Below are 19,460 nucleotides of genomic sequence, written 5' to 3'. Positions count from 1 at the left end.
CTCGGTCCGGCCTGCGCGAACAACATTGAATCTCAACCTACTGGAGTGGGAGAAAGGACCGACGATGGGCAGGTTGAACGGCAAGGTGGCGTTGATCAGCGGAGCGGCGCGCGGTATGGGGCGCTCCCATGCGCGGATGCTTGCCGCCGAAGGCGCCGACATCATCGCAGTGGATCTGTGCGCCGACATCGAAACCAACGAGTACCCGCTTGCCCGGACTGAGGATCTCGACGAGACCGCGCGGCTCGTCGAAAAAGAGGGCCAGCGTGTGCTGGCTGAGATCGCCGACGTCCGCGACCGGCCAGCCCTGTCCGCAGCGATCGACAGGGGTGTCGCTGAATTCGGCCATCTCGACATCCTGGTCGCCAATGCGGGGATCGCACCAATGACGACGGGCCTACCACCGCAGGCCTTCGCCGACGCCGTCGACGTGAACTTAGTCGGCGTGATCAACCTGGTACACGCGAGCCTCAAACATCTAAAAGCCGGCGCGTCGATCATCGCAACGGGATCGTTAGCAGGGTTCCTGGCGTCGATGAACAGTGGCGGTTTCAACGCCGGTCCGGGTGGTGCCGGATACGCCTTCGCCAAGCAGCTTGTCGCGCACTACGTCAACGACTTCGCTCTACAGCTTGCGCCCAAGTCAATTCGGATGAATGCGATCCACCCGACGAATTGCAATACCGACATGCTGCACAGCCCGCCGATGTATCGAGCGTTTCGGCCCGATCTGCAGCAACCGACCCGCGAGGACGCAGAAGCGGCGTTCTCGGTTATTCAGGCGATGCCAATTCCGTATATCGAACCCGAGGACATCAGCGAGGCCGTGGTTTTTCTTGCCAGCGACGCCTCCCGCTATATAACCGGCCAACAGCTTCTGGTCGACGCCGGTGGTTTCCTCAAGATGAAACCCTGGTCGGGCGTATGAGGTTCGACCCACCGAGCTGCGAAGCCCACCCTGATGATCGCGATTTGAGCGCCGAAATGACCGAAACGAGCATTGCCGACACGAAGCCGCAGTGGCGGGAACCTCGCGTCGTGATTATCGGCGCCGGTATGGCCGGCATCACCGTGGCTCACGCGCTAAAGGAGGCAGGCTTCGATGACTTCCTGATTCTGGAAAAGGGTTCCGACGTCGGTGGGGTCTGGTTTTGGAACCACTATCCCGGTCTGAGATGTGACTTCGTATCGCACGCCTATCAATTCGCCTTCGCGCCGAAGCCCGACTGGAGCAGCCTTTTTCCCACTGGTCAGGAGATCCAGCGGTATCACCGCGACGTCGTCGAACGTCTCCGGCTCGGTACGCACTTGAGGCTGGGATGTGAGGCCACCTCCGCGGCATTCGTCGACAACCGATGGCGAGTGTCCACGGCCGACGGCGACGAATTCGACGCCGACTTCCTCGTCGCAGCCACCGGTGTGCTGCACCACCCCTTCGTCCCCGACATTCCCGGCCTGGAATCGTTCGCCGGGCCCGTGGTGCATACCGCACGCTGGACCCCCATCGACACAGCCGGCAAAAGGCTAGGGGTGATCGGCACCGGATCGACCGGCGTTCAGGTCTTTTCGGCGCTGCAACCCGACGCGGCGCACATCACGCATTTCACCCGCACGCCGCAGTGGGTGATGTGGATGCCGATGGGAGTGCGGCAGCCACGCGTCATCAGCCGGCTGCTGCGGTCGCTGCCTGGACTCGAGCGGATGGTGGACGCGATGCAACGCGTCGGTTCCGACTTCGCCGTCGACCTAGTGACCCGACCGACCTGGCGGCGACGGCTAATTCAGGGGGGCGTCCGGTCGTGCCTGCGAATGCAGGTACGAGACAAGGATCTTCGCGACCGACTCACACCCGACTACGAACCGCTCTGCAAACGACAGGTAATTTCCTCCAGCTACTACCGCGCGATCAGCAAGCCGAACGCCGGTTTAGTTACCGAGGCCATCACCGCGGTAACCCCGACCGGAATACGCACTGCTGACGGCGCCCATCATGATCTCGACGCGATAGTGCTGGCCACCGGCTTTCAGCCGCACAACTACATGCGCCCGATGAAGCTGCGTGGACGCGATGGCATCTCAATCGACGACGCCTGGGCGAAGGGTCCCCGGGCCTGGGCGACGACCTTAATCCCCGGATTTCCCAATCTGTTCACCGTTCTCGGCCCCAACTCCCCTTACGGATCGATGTCACTGCAACACGTCGCCGAACTGACCGCCCGCTACATCACCGCATGGCTGCGACGATTCCGCGACCGCGAGGTCACGACCGTCGAGATCACCGAGGAAGCCACCTGCCGCTTCGCCGACGATGTCGCCGAGGCAATGGGTCCGACGGTGTGGAACACCGGCTGCAACTCGTGGTATTTCGGCGAGGATAACCACATCGATCTGTGGCCATTCGACCGCAAACGGCTGACCAGCATGCTGACCGAGCCACACGACCGCGACTACATCCTGACGGGGTGACCCACTGAGGATGAAGCAGCCGTACGAATCCGTCGAACTCGACATACGGGATCACGTCGCGCAGGTCACGCTGATAGGACCCGGCAAGGGCAACACCATGGGCCCGGAGTTCTGGTTGGAGATGCCCACGGTATTCGGCGCACTGGGAGCCGATCGCGATGTGCGGGCGATCGTGCTCACCGGATCGGGCGCCAACTTCAGCTACGGGCTGGATGTGTCGACGATGGCTGCGATCATCGGCCCGGTCATGGCCGACGGTGCGCTGGCTCGACCGCGTGCCGATTTTCGGGCCGAGGTGCTGCGCTGGCAAAAGGCCATCAATGCCGTCGCCGACTGCCCCACCCCCACCATCGCGTCGGTGCACGGCTGGTGCATCGGCGGCGGTGTTGACCTGATCTCGGCGGTGGATATCCGCTATGCCAGCGCTGACGCCAAGTTCTCCATCCGCGAGGTGAAGCTGGCGGCGGTCGCCGACGTCGGCAGCCTGGCCCGGCTGCCTCTCATTTTGAATGACGGACACTTGCGGGAGCTGGCTCTGACCGGCAAGGACATTGATGCCGCGCGTGCGGAGAAAATCGGCCTGGTCAACGACGTGTTCGAGGACGCCGAAGCCTCGCTGGCCGCCGCCCATGCCACCGCCGCCGAGATCGCCGCCAATCCGCCGCTGATCGTTCAAGGCATCAAGGATGTGCTTGACCAGCAAAGGATTTCGGCCATATCGGCGAGCCTGCGCTATGTGGCCGTGTGGAATGCGGCGTTCCTGCCGTCTCGCGATCTCGGCGAAGCTGTTTCGGCGAGATTGGCGAAGCGCCCGCCGCAGTTCACCGGCGAATAGGCCCGCCGTAGTCTGTCGTGCGCCTGGCCTTCACCGATGCGCCACCTGCCGGAGTTCGCGCTTGAGAACCTTTCCTGCGGCGTTGCGGGGCAAAGGTTCCTCACGCAGAATCCACGCCGAAGGCACCTTGAAGGCCGCCAACTGCCGTGCGGCGAATTGCTGAAGTTCTTCAACGGTTGTCTGGGAGTCCTTCAGCACCACGACGGCAGCCACCTCCTCGCCGAGATCTTGATGCGGCAAACCGATCACGGCGACGTCTTCCACGCCAGGGCAGCTTTGGAGCACCGACTCGACCTCGATGCCATAGACGTTCTCACCGCCGCGAATGACAACATCCTTTAGCCGGTCGACGATCGTCATCCGGCCCTGCTCATCGATGCGCGCCAGATCGCCGCTGTGGAACCACCGGTTCGAGAAGGCTTGGGCGGTCGCCTCCGGATCGCGCCAGTAACCACTGGCCACATTGGACCCGCGGACCCACAATTCACCGATGTGCCCCTGGTCGAGCGGGTTACCTTCTTGGTCTACGACGCAAACGTCGACAATAGGAAAGGGCGCGCCGACGCACTGTGGTTGTGCGAAGTAGTCCTCACCGGCGTTCGCGCTGATCCCTCCAGTCGTTTCGGTTACGCCAAAGCCATTTGCCCCGATGACACGGCCACCGAACTTCTGCTGCAACCGGGCTGCCAGACTTGGCGGCAAGGGTGCAGCGCCCGAGGTCACGGCACCCAAACTTGATAGTTTGTACTTTTCGAGTTCAGGTGCCTCGAGGATGCGGTGAAGCAGGGTTGGAACCGAAGCCAGAGTTGTCACATGCTCTTGTTCACACAGACGGAGAGCTTCCTCTGTATCCCAGCGAGGCATCAGGATCAGCTTCGATCCAGTTGCCGCGGCCGTATAGGACAACAGCAGCCCACCGATATGAAAGAGCGGAAAAGGATTCAGGGACACCGCCTGCTCGGTCGGTTGCAGGCCCAAGTCCGCTTTTGTCCTCGATAGCGCCCCGAAATACATCATATTCATCAGGGCCATGCAGTGGTTTCGATTGGTCGACACAACGCCTTTGGGTCGACCGGTGCTGCCGGCCGTGAAGAGAATCGTTGCGGGATCAGTTGGTGTGACGTCAACGGTGGGTAGCTGCGGATCCTCTGGCGCCGAGGCCAACAGAACCTCCCAGCGGTGCGCGGTGTCAGGCAGGGGGCCATCAGGTCGGACCACGACCCAGTGGGCAACCGGAAGCTTTTGCCACACATCCGACAGACGTTGCCAGCGCTCACCGTCGACGATGACGACCTTGGGTTCGCAGCTTCGAATTGCGTTTTCGAGTTCCTCTGTGGTCCACCATGCGTTGAGAGGAACGCTGACGGCGCCGAGGACTTGAGTGGACCAGAACGAGAAGATGAACTCCGGACCGTTGCGAGATGCGAGCGCAACCCGATCCCCCGGACGCACTCCTAACTGACCTGTCAGCACGTGCGAGAACCGGGCGACTATTCGTCGTTGATCGGCATAGGTGTAGCACTCACCCTCGCACAGCACCGCATCCCTTTCGGCGTACTGGTCCATCGACTCGAACACGGCCCGCATCGTGGGCGGTGCGTTGCGGTATGCGCGCATCGTTTGGCCTGCGACGTCGATGTTCTCCATCTCGAACGGAGCGCCTGGCGCGGTCAGGATGGCCGTGGCCTCTGCATCGTTGACCATGTCGGTCCCTTTCCAAGCTCAGCGCGCGCCGCTGGCCCATCATCCACAGTGCGGCCGCAGATCGCGCGATCTACTTATCGAACGTACGCTTAATATAGTCGCAGAGCAGCGCCGGTGTCTACGACGCGTCAGAGCAAAACTCTCAGCGACCGCCCATTCCGCGGCCCCGGCCCGCCGACCGCACCACCCATGTCAGCGTCAAATTCGCTGGCCTACTCATCCCGACATGTCTCGATCATCACGCGGATGTGGACACCGGCCGTGCTGCGATGCCATCATAGTAAGCGTACGTTCGATAAGTAGGCGGACGTCTTCGAGTGATCGACCGGTACGTCGGTCTGTGAGGAGCGAACGGATGGGGACGGGCTTGACCGACCTGCCATCCCGAGTGGGTGAAGGGAGCAGGGCCATGAGCGCACACTGGGGTCGCGGCGAACAGAGCCAATCATGAGGCCCGACTACCACACCGTCGTTGTCGGTGCCGGATTCTCCGGCATCGGCACGGCGATCAAACTCGAGGAGGCCGGCTTCGGTGACTATCTGGTGATCGAGGCCGGCGACGGTGTCGGGGGGACTTGGCACTGGAATAACTATCCCGGGATCGCCGTGGACATTCCGTCGTTTTCCTACCAGTTCTCCTTTGAGCAGCGCCCGGACTGGTCGCGGACCTATGCACCGGGCAACGAGCTGAAGGCCTATGCCGATCATTGCGTGGACAAGTACGGCATCCGCTCCAAGATCCGGTTCAACACCAAGGTGTTGGCCGCCGCGTTTGACGACGAGCACGCGCTGTGGCGGGTGCAGACCGATCCGGGCGGGGAGATCACCGCGCGGTTTCTGGTGAACGCCAGCGGGGTGCTGACGGTGCCCAAGTTGCCTGACATCGACGGTGTCGACTCGTTCGGCGGCATCACCATGCATACCGCGCGCTGGGACCACACCCAAGACCTCACTGGCAAGCGGGTCGGCGTCATCGGCACCGGCGCGTCCGCCATCCAGGTGATTCCCGAGATCGCGCCGATCGTCAAGGAGCTCACCGTCTTTCAGCGCACGGCGATCTGGTGTTTCCCCAAGTTCGATGTGATGCTGCCGAGATGGTCGCATTGGTTGATGCGCCTGCCGGGCGGCAAGGCAATTCAACGGTGGGTCAGCCAGGCCTTCGTCGAGGCGACCACCGCGATTCCGGTGCACTATTTCACGGTGTTCCCACTGCCGAGGTGGATGGAGCGGGCTGGGCGAGCCTATCTGCGTCGGCAGGTCAAAGACCCTGTGCTGCGCGAAAAGCTCACGCCGCGGTATGCGATCGGCTGTAAACGGCTGGGCCTGCACAACGACTATCTATCGACATTCAACCGCGACAATGTGCGGTTGGTGATCGAGCCGATCGACAAGATCACGTCCTCGGCGGTGGCCACCACCGACGGTGAGAACCACGAGATCGACGTGCTGGTGCTGGCGACCGGCTTTAACGTGTTGGACATCGACGTGCCCACATTTGCGATCACGGGCAGCGGGGGGCGTTCGCTGAGCCGGTTTTGGGGCGAGCACAGGTTTCAGGCTTATGAGGGCGTGACCGTTCCGGGCTTTCCGAACCTGTTTCACGTGTTCGGCCCGTACGGCTATGTCGGGTCGTCGTATTTTGCGTTGATCGAGGCCCAGGGGCACCACATCGTGCGGTGTCTCAAGGAGGCCGATCGACGCGTCGCGTCCCGGGTGGAGGTCACCAGGGAGGCCAACGACCGCTATTTCGACAAGGTAATGCGGCGCCGACACCGCCAAGTGTTCTGGCAGGACAGTTGCCGGGTGGCCCACAGCTACTACTTCGACAAGAACGGCGACGTGCCGTTTCTGCGGCCGACCACCACCGTCGAGGCCTACTGGCGCAGCCGGCGTTTCGATCTCGACGACTACCGGTTCACTGCCTAGCTGTCCCGGCCGAGATATCGCGGGTTGGCGATTGTAAGCCTGTGCATCACGATCGTTTGTAAGAGGGTGCGGAGCTCTTCCGCGCGCTCGTCGAGTTCACCCCTGCGGATAGCGGCTGCGAGCAGACTCTCGTCTGGATATCCGAAATCACGCAGGGCTTGGGCGGTCGACTCGCAGCGTTCACATTGCAGCTCGCGTCCGACGATGTGCAGAACGTTGGCAGCGACCCGCCGATGAAACTTGAACTGGCCGGTTGTCGTGGGTTCAGCGTCGTTCTCAAGGAACTCCGCCACGGCATCTAGCAGCTCGGCGGCGGTGGGCGTGCCATGCTGGCGTGAATTCATTGCAGTGGTGCCCTATTGGAATTGAATAGCTCGAGGATGTCCCATTCGGCCTCACATGCTCGTCGTCCGATAGCGGCGAGCTCGACCGACCGGTTCTGTCCGGACAGGTGTCTGTGGGCTTGAAGGCGGCAGATGACGCCCCAACGTAGCGCCGCCATGACCGACCACCACAGAAATCTCGCTGGACCGATAACCGGCCCGCCGGCATTCTCATACGCTTCGAGGAAGTCCCTGATGCTGCCCAGGCCGCCAGCGGCGCGGCTAGCCGGGGCTCCGAATCGCCACGCAGGTGCGCAGAACCAGGCCACATCCTCCGCTGGCTCGCCGATGCGCGCGCCCTCCCAATCGAGAACGGCGGCAAGCTGAGCATCGTCGACGATCAGATTGCCCATGCGGAAGTCGCCGTGCACCAGCCGGCGGTGCGCCTGAGGTGGTCGATGTAGCGCAAGCCAGCGCAGTGCCCACTCGAAAACAGCTGTGGTGTCGCCGATTTCGTTGAGCCAATCGCGTGTTTCGACCAATGGGTCGATCGCTTCGAGCCGCGACTGACTGCTCGAGGCCTGGGAGGGTTCGGATCGGTGGATTGCGGCTAGCGACCGAGCACAGTCCACCAGCACTCGGGACCGACCCTCCTGGTCGAGGCCACGCAAGATCTTGCGCCCGATGGTCTCACCGCCGACGGCTTCGGTAACCAGGAACGGATCCCCCAGCAGATCGGAGCTGTCCGCGGCAATCAGGACCTGCGGCACAGGCGCGCCTGCTGACCGTGCCAGGGCCTGAACATGCGCTTCGCGTTCCATGCTGGCAGGCGGGCCGCCGCGTCTGGCGATCTGGAGGATCAGCGACCGCACCCTCGAACTGGTCTCCGCCTCGAATGCCCACGTTGTGCGACTAGCACCGCCGGTGAGGATATGCAGACCACGGACAACGACCCGCTCGCCGAGAACCTCTGCGAGGACAGCGGCAAGAGCGTCGCGCAGCCCATCGCCATCTCTGTCACCCATAAATGTCCATGTCAGCAGTCCTTGTCTGTAGACACCAGCGCTACGATACCGTACCGTGAAGCGTACGTTCGATAAGTTACATCTTCGATTGGCGCCGGCATGAGGTCGAGTGAGGGGCGAACCAAATGAGGACGGATTTGACCTACCTTCCACCCGAGAGTCAGAGGTGATGGGCACATGAGTGCAGCCGGTAGGACAGACGACCTGCGGGCGCTGGGCGCGTCGCTTAGCAACTGGGGTCGCTGGGGTGACGATGACGAACGCGGCACCACCAACCTAATCACGCCGGACAAATTGGTCGCGGCGGCCAAGCTGATCAAGACGGGGCACATCTTCGATCTCGGCATCCCCTTCGACGAGAAGGGCCCGCAGCCCGGTGGGGTGCGGCTCAATCCGGTACGGTTGATGTCGGAAACTGGCGCCCTGCAGGTGTTTCCGGGCGGAATGAAGTACGCCGATGACTACGTGTTCATGCCGCTACAAGCTGCGTCGCAGTGGGATGCACTCGCGCACGTCTACTATGACGATCAGCTCTACAACGGATTCCCGGCCGGGGACGTGACCGTCAAGGGCGCTACTCACAACGCAATCGACAAGCAATCCAAGGGGATTGCTGGTCGCGGCGTGTTGTTGGACATTGCGGGGCTGCGGGGCGTCGACTGGTTGCAGCCTGGCGATGTCATCGGGCCCGAGGACCTGGAAGCCGCGATGGAGCGCCAAGGGGGCGTTGCCGTGGGCAGCGGCGACATCTTGCTATTCCGGACTGGGTGGCGGAAGAAATTCCTGACCGACGGGGATGCGGCGTCATTCATGGCCGGTGAACCCGGTCTGGGCCAAGCGTGTTGTGCCTGGCTGCGCGAACGGGATGTTGCCGTAGTGGCCTCCGACAACTGGGCGATTGAGGCGTTGCCGGGCGAGAATCCAGACTACGTGTTGAACGTTCATATGGTGTTGATCCGCGATATGGGAATGACTCTCGGTGAGATTCTCGATTTCGAGGAGCTGACGGCCGATTGCAATGCCGACGGTATCTGGGAGTTCTTCTTCTGCGCACCCCCGCTGAAGTTCTCAGGAGGGATGGGATCTCCGATCAATCCATTGGCGATTAAGTAGCAAGGAGTGACCATGGAAGGGTTTGCCGGAAAGGTCGCCGTCGTCACAGGCGCAGGATCCGGGATTGGCCAAGCGCTGGCCGTCGAGTTAGCCCGCTCAGGCGCCAAACTGGCCATCAGCGACGTCGATTCCAAAGGACTGGCGCAGACCGAGAAGTGGCTCAAGGTCATCGGCGCGCCGGTCAAGGCCGATCGCCTCGACGTCACCGAACGCGAGGACTTCATGGCCTACGCAGATGCGGTCAATGAGCATTTCGGCACGGTGAATCAGATCTACAACAACGCCGGAATCGCGTTCATGGGCGACGTCGAGGTCAGCCAGTTCAAGGACATGGAACGGGTGATGGACGTCGACTATTGGGGCGTGGTGAACGGCACCAAGGCATTTCTGCCGTACCTGATCGCCTCCGGCGACGGGCACATCATCAACCTCTCCAGCGTCTACGGGATGTTCGCGCTGCCGGGGCAGGCCAGCTACAACGCCGCCAAGTTCGCCGTCCGCGGCTTTACCGAAGCGCTGCGCCAGGAGATGGTGCTGGCCGGCCACCCGGTGCGGGTGACCGCCGTGCATCCCGGCGGCATCAAGACCGCGATTGCCCAGCACGCCACCGCGGCCGAGGGAGTCGACATGGACGAGCTCGCCCGATTCTTCGAAAAACGGCTCGCCATCACCAGCGCGGAACGGGCCGCGCGAATCATTCTGGGAGCCGTGCGCAAGAACAAGGCTCGGGTGCTGGTCGGCCCCGACGCCAAGGTGCAGGACCTGATCGTGCGGCTAACCGGTTCCGGCTATCAACGGCTGTTCACGGCGGTGGCGGGCCGCCTCCTGCCCTCCACGGCTAAGTCGTCGTGAACCATTGATTAAGTTGCACTAGCTAATTGGCGACAGTTGTGGTTGTGCGGCGGGTATGGGGCGACCGTCGACTATCTGGTCCAGAGCTTCGACAAAGCCTGTGCCGAAGCGGCCGTCGCACCGGAAAACAAAAGGAGCGTAAGCGATTCGGGTGACGGACTCGGATCCGTCGGCATCCTGTCTACGGTGCCGCAGCGGTATCCATTGACCGTCATTGGACTCGCCGGTGACGGTCAGCGTCCCCAGCGGCGATTCGAGGGACATCGCCACCGCGCGCTGATAGTAGTCCAGAGTCCAGTCAACGATGAGCGAGGACAATTGCGCCTCGGTGGTCTGTCCACCGGAGAGCACTAGGCCCTTCGCGTGAGTAGTACCGCCGCGGTTACCGAGCTGCATACCCATGACCGCCGAGCCGTCATCGAAAGCCGCTGTGATCCAGCGGTAGTACAGCGGACCAGCCCAGTCGCGGGGCCCCCACGAATGATCCCGCAGGCCGGCGCCCGAGATCTGCCAACTTTCGTCGCCGAGACTGAGTGACCCTTCCACGCGGATGAATTGCTGGTAATGGCCTAGTGCCATCGTAAGATCCGTGGCCTTGGACTGGTCTGAGCCGTCGTGTCCGAGCGCTGCCCCGCGCCCAACGACTTGCAGGTTGACGGTGCACGGCGAACTCGGTGCGCTGCTGAACGCACGTTTGGGATTGACCATCGCCCGTCCGTCGGAGAGTACAGAGACGGGCCCGCGATAGTACGTTGTCTGTTCCTCATGCGGTGTCACGATGGAGATTGACAGGGGGCCGGCGCAGAACTCGTCTGGTGCGGGCGCAGCCCCGCGGGAGTAAGCGAACGCGATCCGTCCGTCAGGTAGGAACAGACAGATCGTTGCCTGCGCCGTGTTCTGATTGGCTTGGATGCCAACCCTGAGCCATCCGCTGACGGCGCCGGCCGTCTGGCACGAGAAATTGTAGTATGTGCTCTCGTTGTAGGCGGGATCAGCGTCCGCGGTATGTCGTAGGTCGTGGACTGGGTCGATCGCACTGTCAAACATCGCAGTACCCGATCGGTATTTCAGTAGCGCTTAATCAGCCGCGGGTTCATTAACGCTCAGCTCGATGGAGCCATAACCCTGCCGATCGCCCCACTTACACAGTGAATATGCGTCGTTCCATTGACGATCCGCGTTGAAGCTTGGGAATGTCGAGCACAGGTGGTGGCGCGTCGCGTAGTCGAGCCTCACCGGTTCGCGGCCCTCCGGCTCATACTCGACGCTGACGGCGGTATAGCTCCCCGGACTCACTTGTCCGCCCTTCACGTTCACGTCGACCTTGCCGGCGGCGGAGACTCCATGTTCGTCTGCGACGAGCCCGTACCCGAGGACGCTATCGCCAACTTCGACCGCCACGCCCCCGGCATACGCACCCCCGTTGTCGATGCATGTAGGCCACCACCAAGAAGTGCCAAATAGATCGTATTCGCGTGCGCCCCAGGTGTGGTCGCGCCAGAAGACGCCGTCGAAGTCGACGAGACCACCGTCAATGTGCACCGACCCGATAAGTCGTCCCACCGCCTCGTAGTGGTCGTGTTCGACACCCGGCAGCCCCAAGCTGATCATCGCCGCCGCGTGGTCTATGGCGGCAATCTCCGATCGAAGTTCGAGATTGAATCCGATCTGTTGGCCTGACCAGTCGAGCCGTAAATGCTCGTAGGGCGTTACGATCTCTGGCCACACATCGTCGTTGCTATCCACCCAGTTAATCGCATCTCCGCGTCCTGCGGCCGCTTTGATCTCCACCCGATCGATCAGCCGGGCCACATGGAAATAGATGCTGACGTCTCGATCTGCGTCATAACCCATGAGGGTGCAGTTCTCTTGCCAGTTGTCCGGAGCGCCGTCCGGACGCAGATGAACCGATTCGGCCTCTGCGCTCAGCGTGTTCATATGCCCTCCTCGGGTTGTGAGATCAACTACCGGATGTCGTTACCGATGAGCTCAACTGCCGCAGACCGTGCACGATGTGATCGCGGCATTCGGTGAGTCATCCGAACCTCAGCGTTGGGGCGGATCGGCAACGCCGTAGCGCTCGGAGGCGGCGGCGAGCAGGCTCATGACGCCCGACGGCGGCGGCAGCAAAGCGGGATCATGGTGAGGCTTCAGCCCCCGTACGACAAGGCGTGGCATCACGAAGCTGAAGAGGCGAAAGAGTGCCTTGACCTCCCGGACCCGGCTGAGCCACGTGTTGGGCAGGCGGCCGCTGTTGCGATCGGTACGGATGAGTTGAAACGCAACCCGCATCACCCAGCCCAAAAAGTGAACGCAGAAGGCGTATAGGGCTCTAATTCGGGTGAAGTAGTCGTCGTAGAGTTCCCTATACAGGTAGTTGCACACGGTGCGGTGCTCGTACTCCTCGGCCATGTGCCAGAGCCACAAATAGACTGTCGGCTCGTCCCACGGCGTGAACAGGTCCCTGCCCTTGTCGAAGCAGAAGCTCGCGGCCAAAGGCCCGAAGGTTTCGAACGCCTCAGAATAGGCCAGGGCGAACTTGTGTCCTCGGCGGACGCGAATATCCTCAAGATGGTCGTGAAGCTCCTTCTGTAGTTTGTGCAGCCAGGTGTAGCCTTCCTTGATCAATGTGTCGTTGAACTGGCGGTGCAGTCGCGAGTGACGTCCCTCTTGCCCGACGAACAGGGCGGCGTCGCGAGCCAGTTCAACGTCGTGCTCCGAAAGTTTTTCCCGTGCCGCGTTGACTACCTTGCATAGGAACGGCTCCAGCTCCGGAAGACTTGCCGACGCCGCATTCATGATCTGCGAAAACTCCGGCTGCCCAGGGCTCCAGTACACCTTTGCATCGGTGAAATCAATCATCATCTTGCGGACGACCATGTCCCTGGTACTGCGGTCGGTAGTCGCCATGTGACTCCATCCCTTATCGAACGTACGCTTAATGGTACGGTATCGCGGCACGGGTGTCCATGACCGGACGGTCGCTAAACGGTCCGGTCCAGCCGCCGACGGTCAAAGGTTTGGTTGCATGGCCGATGTCGCCATTGTCAGTGCGCGCCGCAGTTGCAGTCGGGCGCCGCGGTGGATCGTTGGCGGCGATGCATCCCACCACCCTGCTAGGCACGGTGATGCTCGATGCGCTGGACCAAGCTGGCGTCAATCCCGGATCCGTCGGCCAGGTGATCGGTGGCTGCATCGATCAGGTCGGGACTCAAGCCGCCAACGTCACCCGCATGGCGTGGTTGGCGGTCGGTGGCCCCATTCACACGCCGGCGAGCACGATGCACAGCGCGTGCGGAAATCATCCCAGCAGGCCTTCAACCTCGCCGCGTCTCTCATCACTGCTTAAACCGAAGACGTCGTCGTGGCATGCGGTGTCGAGCTGATGAGTCTCATCCCGCTTGGGTCCGCCATTCTCGATGGAGCGGCTGCCGGACACGGACTCCCGCAGTCAGGAGGTTACGACTAGCGTCACGGCCAATTGGACCAGTTCGCCGCCGCTCAGGCGCTGGCCGCTAAGTACGGTGTGAGCGGGCGGAAACCGATTATTTCGGTCTGGAATCCCAGAGACGGGCGCTCGCCGCGATTGAGCAACAATATTTCGCCGGCCAGATCGTGCCTATCGCGGTCGAGTAGCAGACCACGACGTTGTTCGACACCGACGAGGCCCCGAGGACAACCGACCTCGCCACCTTGTCGGCGCTCAAGCCGGTGGTCACCGGTGGAATTCACACGGCCGGAACGAGCTCGAAGATCGCCGATGCGGCAGCAGCCGTTGTCCTGATGAACGCCGATCGCGTTGCGGCCGAAGGGTTGACGCCTTTGGCGCTGGTGCGCGCGACCAGCTTCGTGGGATGTGATCCGCGGATCATGCTGGAAGGCCCGATACCCGTCACTGCAGACCTCCTCAAAAAGGGCGGTATGACGATCGACGACATCGATATTTTCGAGGTAAACGAGGCGTTCGCCGCGGTTGTGCTCGGCTGGCAACAAGTGACCGGCGCGGATTCGGCACGCACCATTCCAGACGGCGGTGCAATTGTGCTCGGACATGCGCTCGGGTCTACCGGATGCGTCTTGATCACCAAGGCCGCCCACGAGATGTCGCGAACGGGCAGTGAAACCGCGCTTGTCACGATGTGCTGCGGTGGAGGCATCGGCACTGGCACACTGTTAGCGGCATGACCGCTGCAACCGAGCGTCCGCACGGCGATGCGATCGTCGAGCGCACCGATGACCACCTCCTCCTACTACGGCTCAATCGGCCGAGGCTGCGCAACGCAATTGGTGGCACGATCCCGATAGCGCTTCACCGGGCACTCGACGACGCCCAGCACGTCGACGACATCCATGCTGTGGTGCTGGGCGCAACGGGCGATCACTTCTGCGCCGGCGCCGACCTGACCGGTGTGGATCCCCAGCAGCCCGTCGACATCAATGACCTCGTGCATTCCGGTGTGCTAGGGGGTGATCACGAACTCGGCGACTCCTCGCCCAACGAGCGGCGTCTGGACGGCTCGGACCGAGTCGGCTTGCTCTGCGGTTTTTGTCCCTCGACAAGCCAATCGTCGCCGCCCTGCACGGCGCAGTCGTCGGCGGCGGACTCACTCTTGCGTTGTTGGCCGACGTGCGCGTCGCAGCCGATGACAGTCGGTTTCGAGCCGGGTACATCGACGCGGGGCTCGGCCCTAGAACTTGGTCTCAGCTGGCTGCTCCCCCGTGTCGCGGGTCACGGCGCCGCACTGGACCTTCTCATCGGGGAAAGACCATTGATGCAGCCGAGGCGTACCGTCTTCGCATCGCTGACCGGCTCGTGGGAGCGGGCCAAGCGTGGGAAGCAGCCCTTGAAATCGCGCGTGAGTATGCGGCCCAGCCCACCCTGGCCGCTCAGCTGACAAAGCGGGCCCTGCGTACCGCCTGGATAACCTCAGCCGAAGCTCATATGGCGCTCGAATGGACCAACCAAAGGTTCCTGTTTACTACCGAGGGTTCAATTCCCGCCTCACCGCATTCCAAAAACGCCATCGGGGTGGGCTCAACAAGAGCGATTAGTGTCCTCGCCGGGAAGCCGCTGAACGACAAGCTGCAATGGTGCGCGATGGCTAAATCGTCGCGGGCGTCGGCGCAGCGCTAGCGGACTGAGTTGAGTTGCGCGGCAGGCTAATCCAGCAGCGACGTTGCCGACGAGAGTAGGTACATGATCGCGCGGACCACTACCGCATTGACGAGATGATGATCCATCCAGCTGGCCCCGGCGCGAGATGGCACCAGTACGCAACATCGCCCGGCCGCGAAGTTATGCTGGACCTGCTCGTGCTCGCCAAGGAGCTGTTCTGGGCGGTCGCGGCGGCGGAGCGCCGCCGCGGCTCTAGGAGTCTGCTGAATTAGGGGTATTTGGGGTGGGGCGTCTCAAGCGCTCGTGGCGCGTGTGTGTAGTCAGACCCGGAGGTCGACGGCTGTGAGATCGCCCCGCCGGTATTGAGCGTGACATTGGCGTGGGGCACGGCAAGACCACAGATCGCTAGTGTCAGGTGGTGCCGGTGTGGGTGAGTCCCATCGCGATGAGACGGCGCAGGTTCTATCCGGCGCTGCGGTGATGCAGCCAGTGATCATTTTTCAAGATGCCGCGGTAGCGGACCTTGCGGTTGCCGCGGGTCAGCCAGGCGATGGAGCGTTCCACCATGGGTCGGTGTCGGCGGTATTCGGCCTGCCATTCGGGTGCGCGCGCCGCCGCCCGGGCGGCACGTAGCAGTGGTTCGTGTTCGCTCAGGGTGAGTTTGCGTCCCCGTTTGGCTGTCGTGCACTGTGTCGCTAAAGGACATGAGCGGCAGTATTTTTCGAACATCGCGCCGCCGCTGGGTGTAATCCTGACGGTGTGGTTGGCGGGGCAGGTCACCGTGTGGGAATCGAAGTCGACCGTGAAGTCGTCGCTGGTGAAACCGCCGGGCACCCATGTGCGCAGCGGGATCGGTTTGATCACTGCGCCGTGCTTCATCTCGACCAGTGCTGCCCGGATGGCCCCGGTGCCGTAGGCCGAATCGCCGAGCACCCGCACCGGGCCGGGCTCGCCCTCGAGGAGGGCCAACCCCACGATGGCTTCGTGGTTGTCTGATCCGCTGGCCTGAGTCAGGGCGCAGTCGGTGATGATTCCGGTATCGGGTTCGCCGCGATATGGGCTTTGAAGCCGTCCTGGCGGCGGTGCACCGTCTTATGGGCATGGCGGGCTTCGGGATCCACCGTGGAGATCACCCGCTCCGGGGCCGCCAGCCGGCGCCGCCAGTAGGTCAACGTTGTGGAGTGAAACGCCGGCGCGGTGATGGGCAACCCGCAGGCGGCCTTCCAGCGCAGATCGAATGTCACCGCGTCCACGGTCTCGTTATCGGACAAGCCGTGCAGAGCCTGCAGTGTGATCACGCTGGTCATCACCTCAGCCGGGACACTGGGCCGGCACCGCCGCGACGGAAACAAATCGGCGAACATCTCCTCGGGAAACAACTGGCTGCGACGAGTCGCCAGGAACGCAAACATGCTGTCGGACTTCAGAAGATGCCCGGCAACCGATTCGGCATCCAACAATTCACGCTGATCATCAGATCGACCCTGCACCCGCCAATCATCCCGAAAACCCCAGGACAACCACCCTCGCCACGCGGGATTAATTCAGCAGACTCCTAGTGCGTCGCCTTCAGTTCGAAGATTGGTATCGGCCGCGCCGTTCTGCGCTGATAGGCGTTGTATCGATTGCCGTTGTTCTTGTTGACGAGCCGCCACATCCGCTCGTAGTCGGAGTCGTCAGATGTCACCAGCCGCGTTGTGATGCCGAATCGCTTTGAGCCAACGTTGATTTCGGCATTCGGATGGGCGCACAGGTTGTAGTACCACCCAGGGTTACGATTGGAGCCTCCGTTGGACGCGACAATAAGGTAGCCATCGCCATCGCGCGCATACGTCAACGAATTAGTCCGCGGCCGGCCGGTCTTGGCCCCGGTGGTGTGCAACAGCAGGCTGGGCGGGACACCGGGAATTCTGTGTCCGATCCGGTCCTGGGTCTTCTGATACACGGTGTGGTGCAACCGCAGTAACGGTCCACCGACGTTCTTCTCAACCCAGCGGGAAACGTTCATGACTCCCGCCTTGGGGGCCGATTCGTGCCCAGGAGCGCGGCGCGCAGGATGCGGCCGGTCCCTTGCGGGTCCGGGTCGCAGCGCCACACCGTGCCTTTCGCGAATGACAGCTTGTCGCCGTCGTCCCGGACAGCACCTGCAAATGGATGCCGAACACGGATTGCCCGGCCCCCCGTCCGGCGGGGATCACGACACGGTCCTGGCCTGCGTGCACCTCGGATGCGCGTCGCACGACCAATACGTTTTCCCTATCGCGACCATGTCGGCAAGGGCCTGCGGTGGTGTGTCTGTCAGGCCGACCGACAGTGTGCTCTTGGGATCCCAACATCTGTCCGCGCGTAAAGGCCTGACGTCGAGCATCGGCAGGTGCTCAGCGTCTTCGTAGACCCCGCATGACATGCGGCCACCTCAGACTACGACTCGTGATCGCCGCTCACCCAGCGAAGCCGCGCCGAAGCCACCGAAGATCTGGACCGACCGGGATTTATCACACGTGTTCGGTGCAAAGAACGCGAGCAGTGCGTCAGTTGCGCGGGCCTGCCTGGTCAACCATCTGCTGCCAGCCAAGCAAGTTTTGTACGAGGCCACATCCTGACCGTTTGTCTGGCGTCCGAAAAACGCCAAGCCATCGCGACGGCGAAGCCAGCCATCGACATCGCCGCTGCCTAAGACACCGTGCCCAACGTCGGGGCGGCAGCCGCGACTAGGGCACAAACCTCAACGGGCTCCTGCCGAAGGCATCTGCATTTGGGGGCATCGCCCTCCGGTGTGGCCCAGCGCACTGGAGTACATTGACAACTACGGACGCCGATTGAAACGCACAATGAGTTCATGACACGACATGGTCAGCCACAACGATCGAAAGTGGCGGCGCCGAAAGCGCCGTCACGCCTACGCCGCAGCGCAAATCGCGGCGCGACCGCTCGTCGCGACCAGACGGCGAAGCCAAAACCCATCGACGGTTCGCGGACAGGGTCGCGCACGACCAAGGCCACCCCGGCCGGGCTGGCCACACTGCGAGAGGTAGCCCGGCACGAATTCGCGGCACGGGGTTACCATGCGGTGTCGATCCGCGATATGGCGACGGAAGCCGGCCTTAGCTTGTCTGTCCTTTACCACTATTTCGCCACCAAGCAAGAACTCCTCTTCGACATCCTCAACGAAGCGATCGACGATTTCCATGCCGTTCTAGCACGCCACGCGTGGGAGAACGCCTCCTCCGATCCCCTTGAGCGGTTTCTTATTCTGGTGGCAAGTATGGTCGAGTATCGAGCGCGGTCTCCAATCGACAGCATCCTGTTCATTCGGGAGGTTCGAAACCTCGATCCTCAGTACGCCAAGCAAATCGGCGTCCGACGTTCGGCAGCCCAAGATCTCTTCGAGCAGGTCATCGGCGACGGCATCGATAGCGGCGTATTCAAGACCCCCTACCCTGATGATGCCCACCGCGCCATCATCGCGATGCTGAACGCGATACCCGAATGGTACCGCCCATCGGGCAAGCTGAAAGTCGAGAACTTGGTCGCCAGGTACTCACGCCTTGGACTTGCCATTGTGGAATACGTCGGCGATCTGGATACGCTGCCGGAGAATTAACCAGGCTGGTTTTTCATCGCCATTCGGCTCTGGCGTCGCGGCCACACGTGCCGCGGCCCGCCAACCGCGCGTCACTTTGGCGCTCAACCTGACGTCTACTAATCCCAATCCCGTCGGCGTTGGCTTGGCACTGGAAGAGCGTGTTGCCGGCGCCCATTGGCGCACTGGCGATTTCGGCCGACGTGCTGTTAGCCGCCCCCTCCCCCGGTATAGGTGCCGCCTAACCGGCGATTGGCGGTGCCGGCACGCCCGAGCGTGGACCCGCCAAGATCATGCCGGGCGGTTAGACCGTAGTGCAGCCAGTTGTCGGTGGTAAGGAAATGACGTTGGCGACGACGTTCTGGTCGAAGCTAACTGCACGCGTGCGCTCGTGTTCCAGGGGTCGTCGATTACCAGGACATGCATACCGCTCAGGTCTACTGGCGAGTCCCCGATACTGAGTCCACCCGGTTCTCGAGTCGGGGTTAGTTTGATCCGTTCTCAGTTAATGCTGCAG

18 protein-coding genes and 1 pseudogene are annotated in these 19,460 nt (G+C 62.3%); 10 read left to right on the top strand and 9 right to left on the bottom strand.

From position 1 onward, the window contains the following. Positions 1-64: 64 nt before the first annotated feature. From AU185_RS10330 to AU185_RS10320, 3 genes are read left to right on the top strand one after another with little or no spacing between them, the layout of a single operon-like run. A complete protein-coding gene (locus tag AU185_RS10330) occupies positions 65-928 on the top strand; it encodes a mycofactocin-coupled SDR family oxidoreductase (protein ID WP_059099528.1) in 864 nt (287 codons plus the stop codon). A gap of 56 nt (positions 929-984) precedes the next feature. Continuing rightward, positions 985-2,466, top strand: a complete 1,482-nt coding sequence (locus AU185_RS10325) for a flavin-containing monooxygenase (RefSeq protein WP_502687757.1) — start codon at positions 985-987, stop codon at positions 2,464-2,466. A gap of 10 nt (positions 2,467-2,476) precedes the next feature. Then, positions 2,477-3,301: a crotonase/enoyl-CoA hydratase family protein gene (locus AU185_RS10320; RefSeq protein WP_059099527.1), complete on the top strand. Its 825-nt coding sequence runs from the start codon at positions 2,477-2,479 to the stop codon at positions 3,299-3,301. Between the two features lie 30 nt (positions 3,302-3,331). Here AU185_RS10320 and AU185_RS10315 read toward each other — a convergent pair whose 3' ends face one another. Next, positions 3,332-5,005: a class I adenylate-forming enzyme family protein gene (locus AU185_RS10315; protein WP_059099526.1), complete on the bottom strand. Its 1,674-nt coding sequence runs from the start codon at positions 5,003-5,005 to the stop codon at positions 3,332-3,334. A 447-nt stretch (positions 5,006-5,452) separates the two neighbouring features. Between AU185_RS10315 and AU185_RS10310 the strand changes: the two genes are divergently transcribed. Continuing rightward, the gene (locus tag AU185_RS10310) at positions 5,453-6,931 is read left to right on the top strand and encodes a flavin-containing monooxygenase (RefSeq protein ID WP_059099525.1); all 1,479 of its coding nucleotides are present in this window, start codon (positions 5,453-5,455) and stop codon (positions 6,929-6,931) included. Here the strand turns inward: AU185_RS10310 and AU185_RS25325 are convergent. After that, entirely contained in the window at positions 6,928-7,275 is a 348-nt protein-coding gene (locus AU185_RS25325) for a DUF6285 domain-containing protein (RefSeq protein WP_059099524.1), read from the bottom strand. The genes AU185_RS10310 and AU185_RS25325 overlap by 4 nt on opposite strands. Then, positions 7,272-8,279 (bottom strand): phosphotransferase family protein, encoded by a 1,008-nt coding sequence (locus AU185_RS10300; RefSeq protein WP_082683825.1) that lies wholly within the window; start codon positions 8,277-8,279, stop codon positions 7,272-7,274. The genes AU185_RS25325 and AU185_RS10300 overlap by 4 nt, the downstream gene beginning before the upstream one ends. Positions 8,280-8,456: 177 nt before the next feature. Here AU185_RS10300 and AU185_RS10295 point away from each other — a divergent pair, with 177 nt between their 5' ends. After that, positions 8,457-9,392: a cyclase family protein gene (locus AU185_RS10295; RefSeq protein ID WP_059099523.1), complete on the top strand. Its 936-nt coding sequence runs from the start codon at positions 8,457-8,459 to the stop codon at positions 9,390-9,392. 12 nt (positions 9,393-9,404) lie between these two features. Further along, entirely contained in the window at positions 9,405-10,244 is an 840-nt protein-coding gene (locus tag AU185_RS10290) for an SDR family NAD(P)-dependent oxidoreductase (RefSeq protein WP_059099522.1), read from the top strand. A gap of 18 nt (positions 10,245-10,262) precedes the next feature. On the opposite strand, the gene AU185_RS10285 is transcribed toward AU185_RS10290, so the two are convergent. The 3 genes from AU185_RS10285 to AU185_RS10275 form a co-directional block, all read right to left on the bottom strand. Beyond that, the gene (locus AU185_RS10285; protein WP_059099521.1) at positions 10,263-11,291 is read right to left on the bottom strand and encodes a DUF7064 domain-containing protein; all 1,029 of its coding nucleotides are present in this window, start codon (positions 11,289-11,291) and stop codon (positions 10,263-10,265) included. A gap of 30 nt (positions 11,292-11,321) precedes the next feature. Continuing rightward, the gene (locus AU185_RS10280) at positions 11,322-12,182 is read right to left on the bottom strand and encodes a DUF7064 domain-containing protein (protein ID WP_059099520.1); all 861 of its coding nucleotides are present in this window, start codon (positions 12,180-12,182) and stop codon (positions 11,322-11,324) included. A gap of 108 nt (positions 12,183-12,290) precedes the next feature. Further along, complete coding sequence (locus AU185_RS10275; protein ID WP_059099519.1) at positions 12,291-13,154, bottom strand: metal-dependent hydrolase; 864 nt, start codon at positions 13,152-13,154, stop codon at positions 12,291-12,293. A gap of 59 nt (positions 13,155-13,213) precedes the next feature. Between AU185_RS10275 and AU185_RS10270 the strand changes: the two genes are divergently transcribed. Continuing rightward, on the top strand, positions 13,214-13,630 hold the full coding sequence (locus AU185_RS10270) for a thiolase family protein (RefSeq protein ID WP_502687756.1): 417 nt from the start codon (positions 13,214-13,216) through the stop codon (positions 13,628-13,630). Between the two features lie 262 nt (positions 13,631-13,892). Further along, positions 13,893-14,429, top strand: coding sequence for a thiolase family protein (locus AU185_RS10265; RefSeq protein ID WP_059099517.1), 537 nt, complete (start codon positions 13,893-13,895; stop codon positions 14,427-14,429). Between the two features lie 65 nt (positions 14,430-14,494). Here the strand turns inward: AU185_RS10265 and AU185_RS24615 are convergent, their stop codons facing one another. Then, complete coding sequence (locus AU185_RS24615; RefSeq protein ID WP_059099516.1) at positions 14,495-14,695, bottom strand: hypothetical protein; 201 nt, start codon at positions 14,693-14,695, stop codon at positions 14,495-14,497. Between the two features lie 86 nt (positions 14,696-14,781). Here AU185_RS24615 and AU185_RS25780 point away from each other — a divergent pair, with 86 nt between their 5' ends. Continuing rightward, positions 14,782-15,378 (top strand): enoyl-CoA hydratase/isomerase family protein, encoded by a 597-nt coding sequence (locus tag AU185_RS25780; RefSeq protein ID WP_082683824.1) that lies wholly within the window; start codon positions 14,782-14,784, stop codon positions 15,376-15,378. A gap of 447 nt (positions 15,379-15,825) precedes the next feature. Here the strand turns inward: AU185_RS25780 and AU185_RS24605 are convergent. Both AU185_RS24605 and AU185_RS10245 read right to left on the bottom strand, forming a co-directional pair. Further along, positions 15,826-16,850, bottom strand: a pseudogene (locus AU185_RS24605) (transposase); the annotation flags it as partial. Positions 16,851-16,915: 65 nt separating this feature from the next. Beyond that, positions 16,916-17,368, bottom strand: coding sequence for a nitroreductase family deazaflavin-dependent oxidoreductase (locus AU185_RS10245; RefSeq protein WP_059099514.1), 453 nt, complete (start codon positions 17,366-17,368; stop codon positions 16,916-16,918). An 831-nt stretch (positions 17,369-18,199) separates the two neighbouring features. Between AU185_RS10245 and AU185_RS10240 the strand changes: the two genes are divergently transcribed. Further along, positions 18,200-18,964, top strand: coding sequence for a TetR/AcrR family transcriptional regulator (locus tag AU185_RS10240; RefSeq protein ID WP_082683823.1), 765 nt, complete (start codon positions 18,200-18,202; stop codon positions 18,962-18,964). Positions 18,965-19,460: the final 496 nt, after the last annotated feature.

It is taken from the genome of Mycobacterium sp. GA-0227b (assembly GCF_001499855.1).
Classification (GTDB): domain Bacteria; phylum Actinomycetota; class Actinomycetes; order Mycobacteriales; family Mycobacteriaceae; genus Mycobacterium.
Note: the sequence above shows the minus strand (reverse complement) of the source record. Positions and strands in the feature narration are given on the sequence as shown.

Bases quoted from the DNA above. Each gene is read 5' to 3' on its own strand.
- AU185_RS10330 (WP_059099528.1), top strand. From the start codon at position 65: ATGGGCAGGTTGAACGGCAAGGTGGCGTTGATCAGCGGAGCGGCGCGC.
- AU185_RS10325 (WP_502687757.1), top strand. From the start codon at position 985: ATGACCGAAACGAGCATTGCCGACACGAAGCCGCAGTGGCGGGAACCT.
- AU185_RS10320 (WP_059099527.1), top strand. From the start codon at position 2,477: ATGAAGCAGCCGTACGAATCCGTCGAACTCGACATACGGGATCACGTC.
- AU185_RS10315 (WP_059099526.1), bottom strand. From the start codon at position 5,005: ATGGTCAACGATGCAGAGGCCACGGCCATCCTGACCGCGCCAGGCGCT.
- AU185_RS10310 (WP_059099525.1), top strand. From the start codon at position 5,453: ATGAGGCCCGACTACCACACCGTCGTTGTCGGTGCCGGATTCTCCGGC.
- AU185_RS25325 (WP_059099524.1), bottom strand. From the start codon at position 7,275: ATGAATTCACGCCAGCATGGCACGCCCACCGCCGCCGAGCTGCTAGAT.
- AU185_RS10300 (WP_082683825.1), bottom strand. From the start codon at position 8,279: ATGGGTGACAGAGATGGCGATGGGCTGCGCGACGCTCTTGCCGCTGTC.
- AU185_RS10295 (WP_059099523.1), top strand. From the start codon at position 8,457: ATGAGTGCAGCCGGTAGGACAGACGACCTGCGGGCGCTGGGCGCGTCG.
- AU185_RS10290 (WP_059099522.1), top strand. From the start codon at position 9,405: ATGGAAGGGTTTGCCGGAAAGGTCGCCGTCGTCACAGGCGCAGGATCC.
- AU185_RS10285 (WP_059099521.1), bottom strand. From the start codon at position 11,291: ATGTTTGACAGTGCGATCGACCCAGTCCACGACCTACGACATACCGCG.
- AU185_RS10280 (WP_059099520.1), bottom strand. From the start codon at position 12,182: ATGAACACGCTGAGCGCAGAGGCCGAATCGGTTCATCTGCGTCCGGAC.
- AU185_RS10275 (WP_059099519.1), bottom strand. From the start codon at position 13,154: ATGGCGACTACCGACCGCAGTACCAGGGACATGGTCGTCCGCAAGATG.
- AU185_RS10270 (WP_502687756.1), top strand. From the start codon at position 13,214: ATGACCGGACGGTCGCTAAACGGTCCGGTCCAGCCGCCGACGGTCAAA.
- AU185_RS24615 (WP_059099516.1), bottom strand. From the start codon at position 14,695: ATGCACGAGGTCATTGATGTCGACGGGCTGCTGGGGATCCACACCGGT.
- AU185_RS10245 (WP_059099514.1), bottom strand. From the start codon at position 17,368: ATGAACGTTTCCCGCTGGGTTGAGAAGAACGTCGGTGGACCGTTACTG.
- AU185_RS10240 (WP_082683823.1), top strand. From the start codon at position 18,200: ATGACACGACATGGTCAGCCACAACGATCGAAAGTGGCGGCGCCGAAA.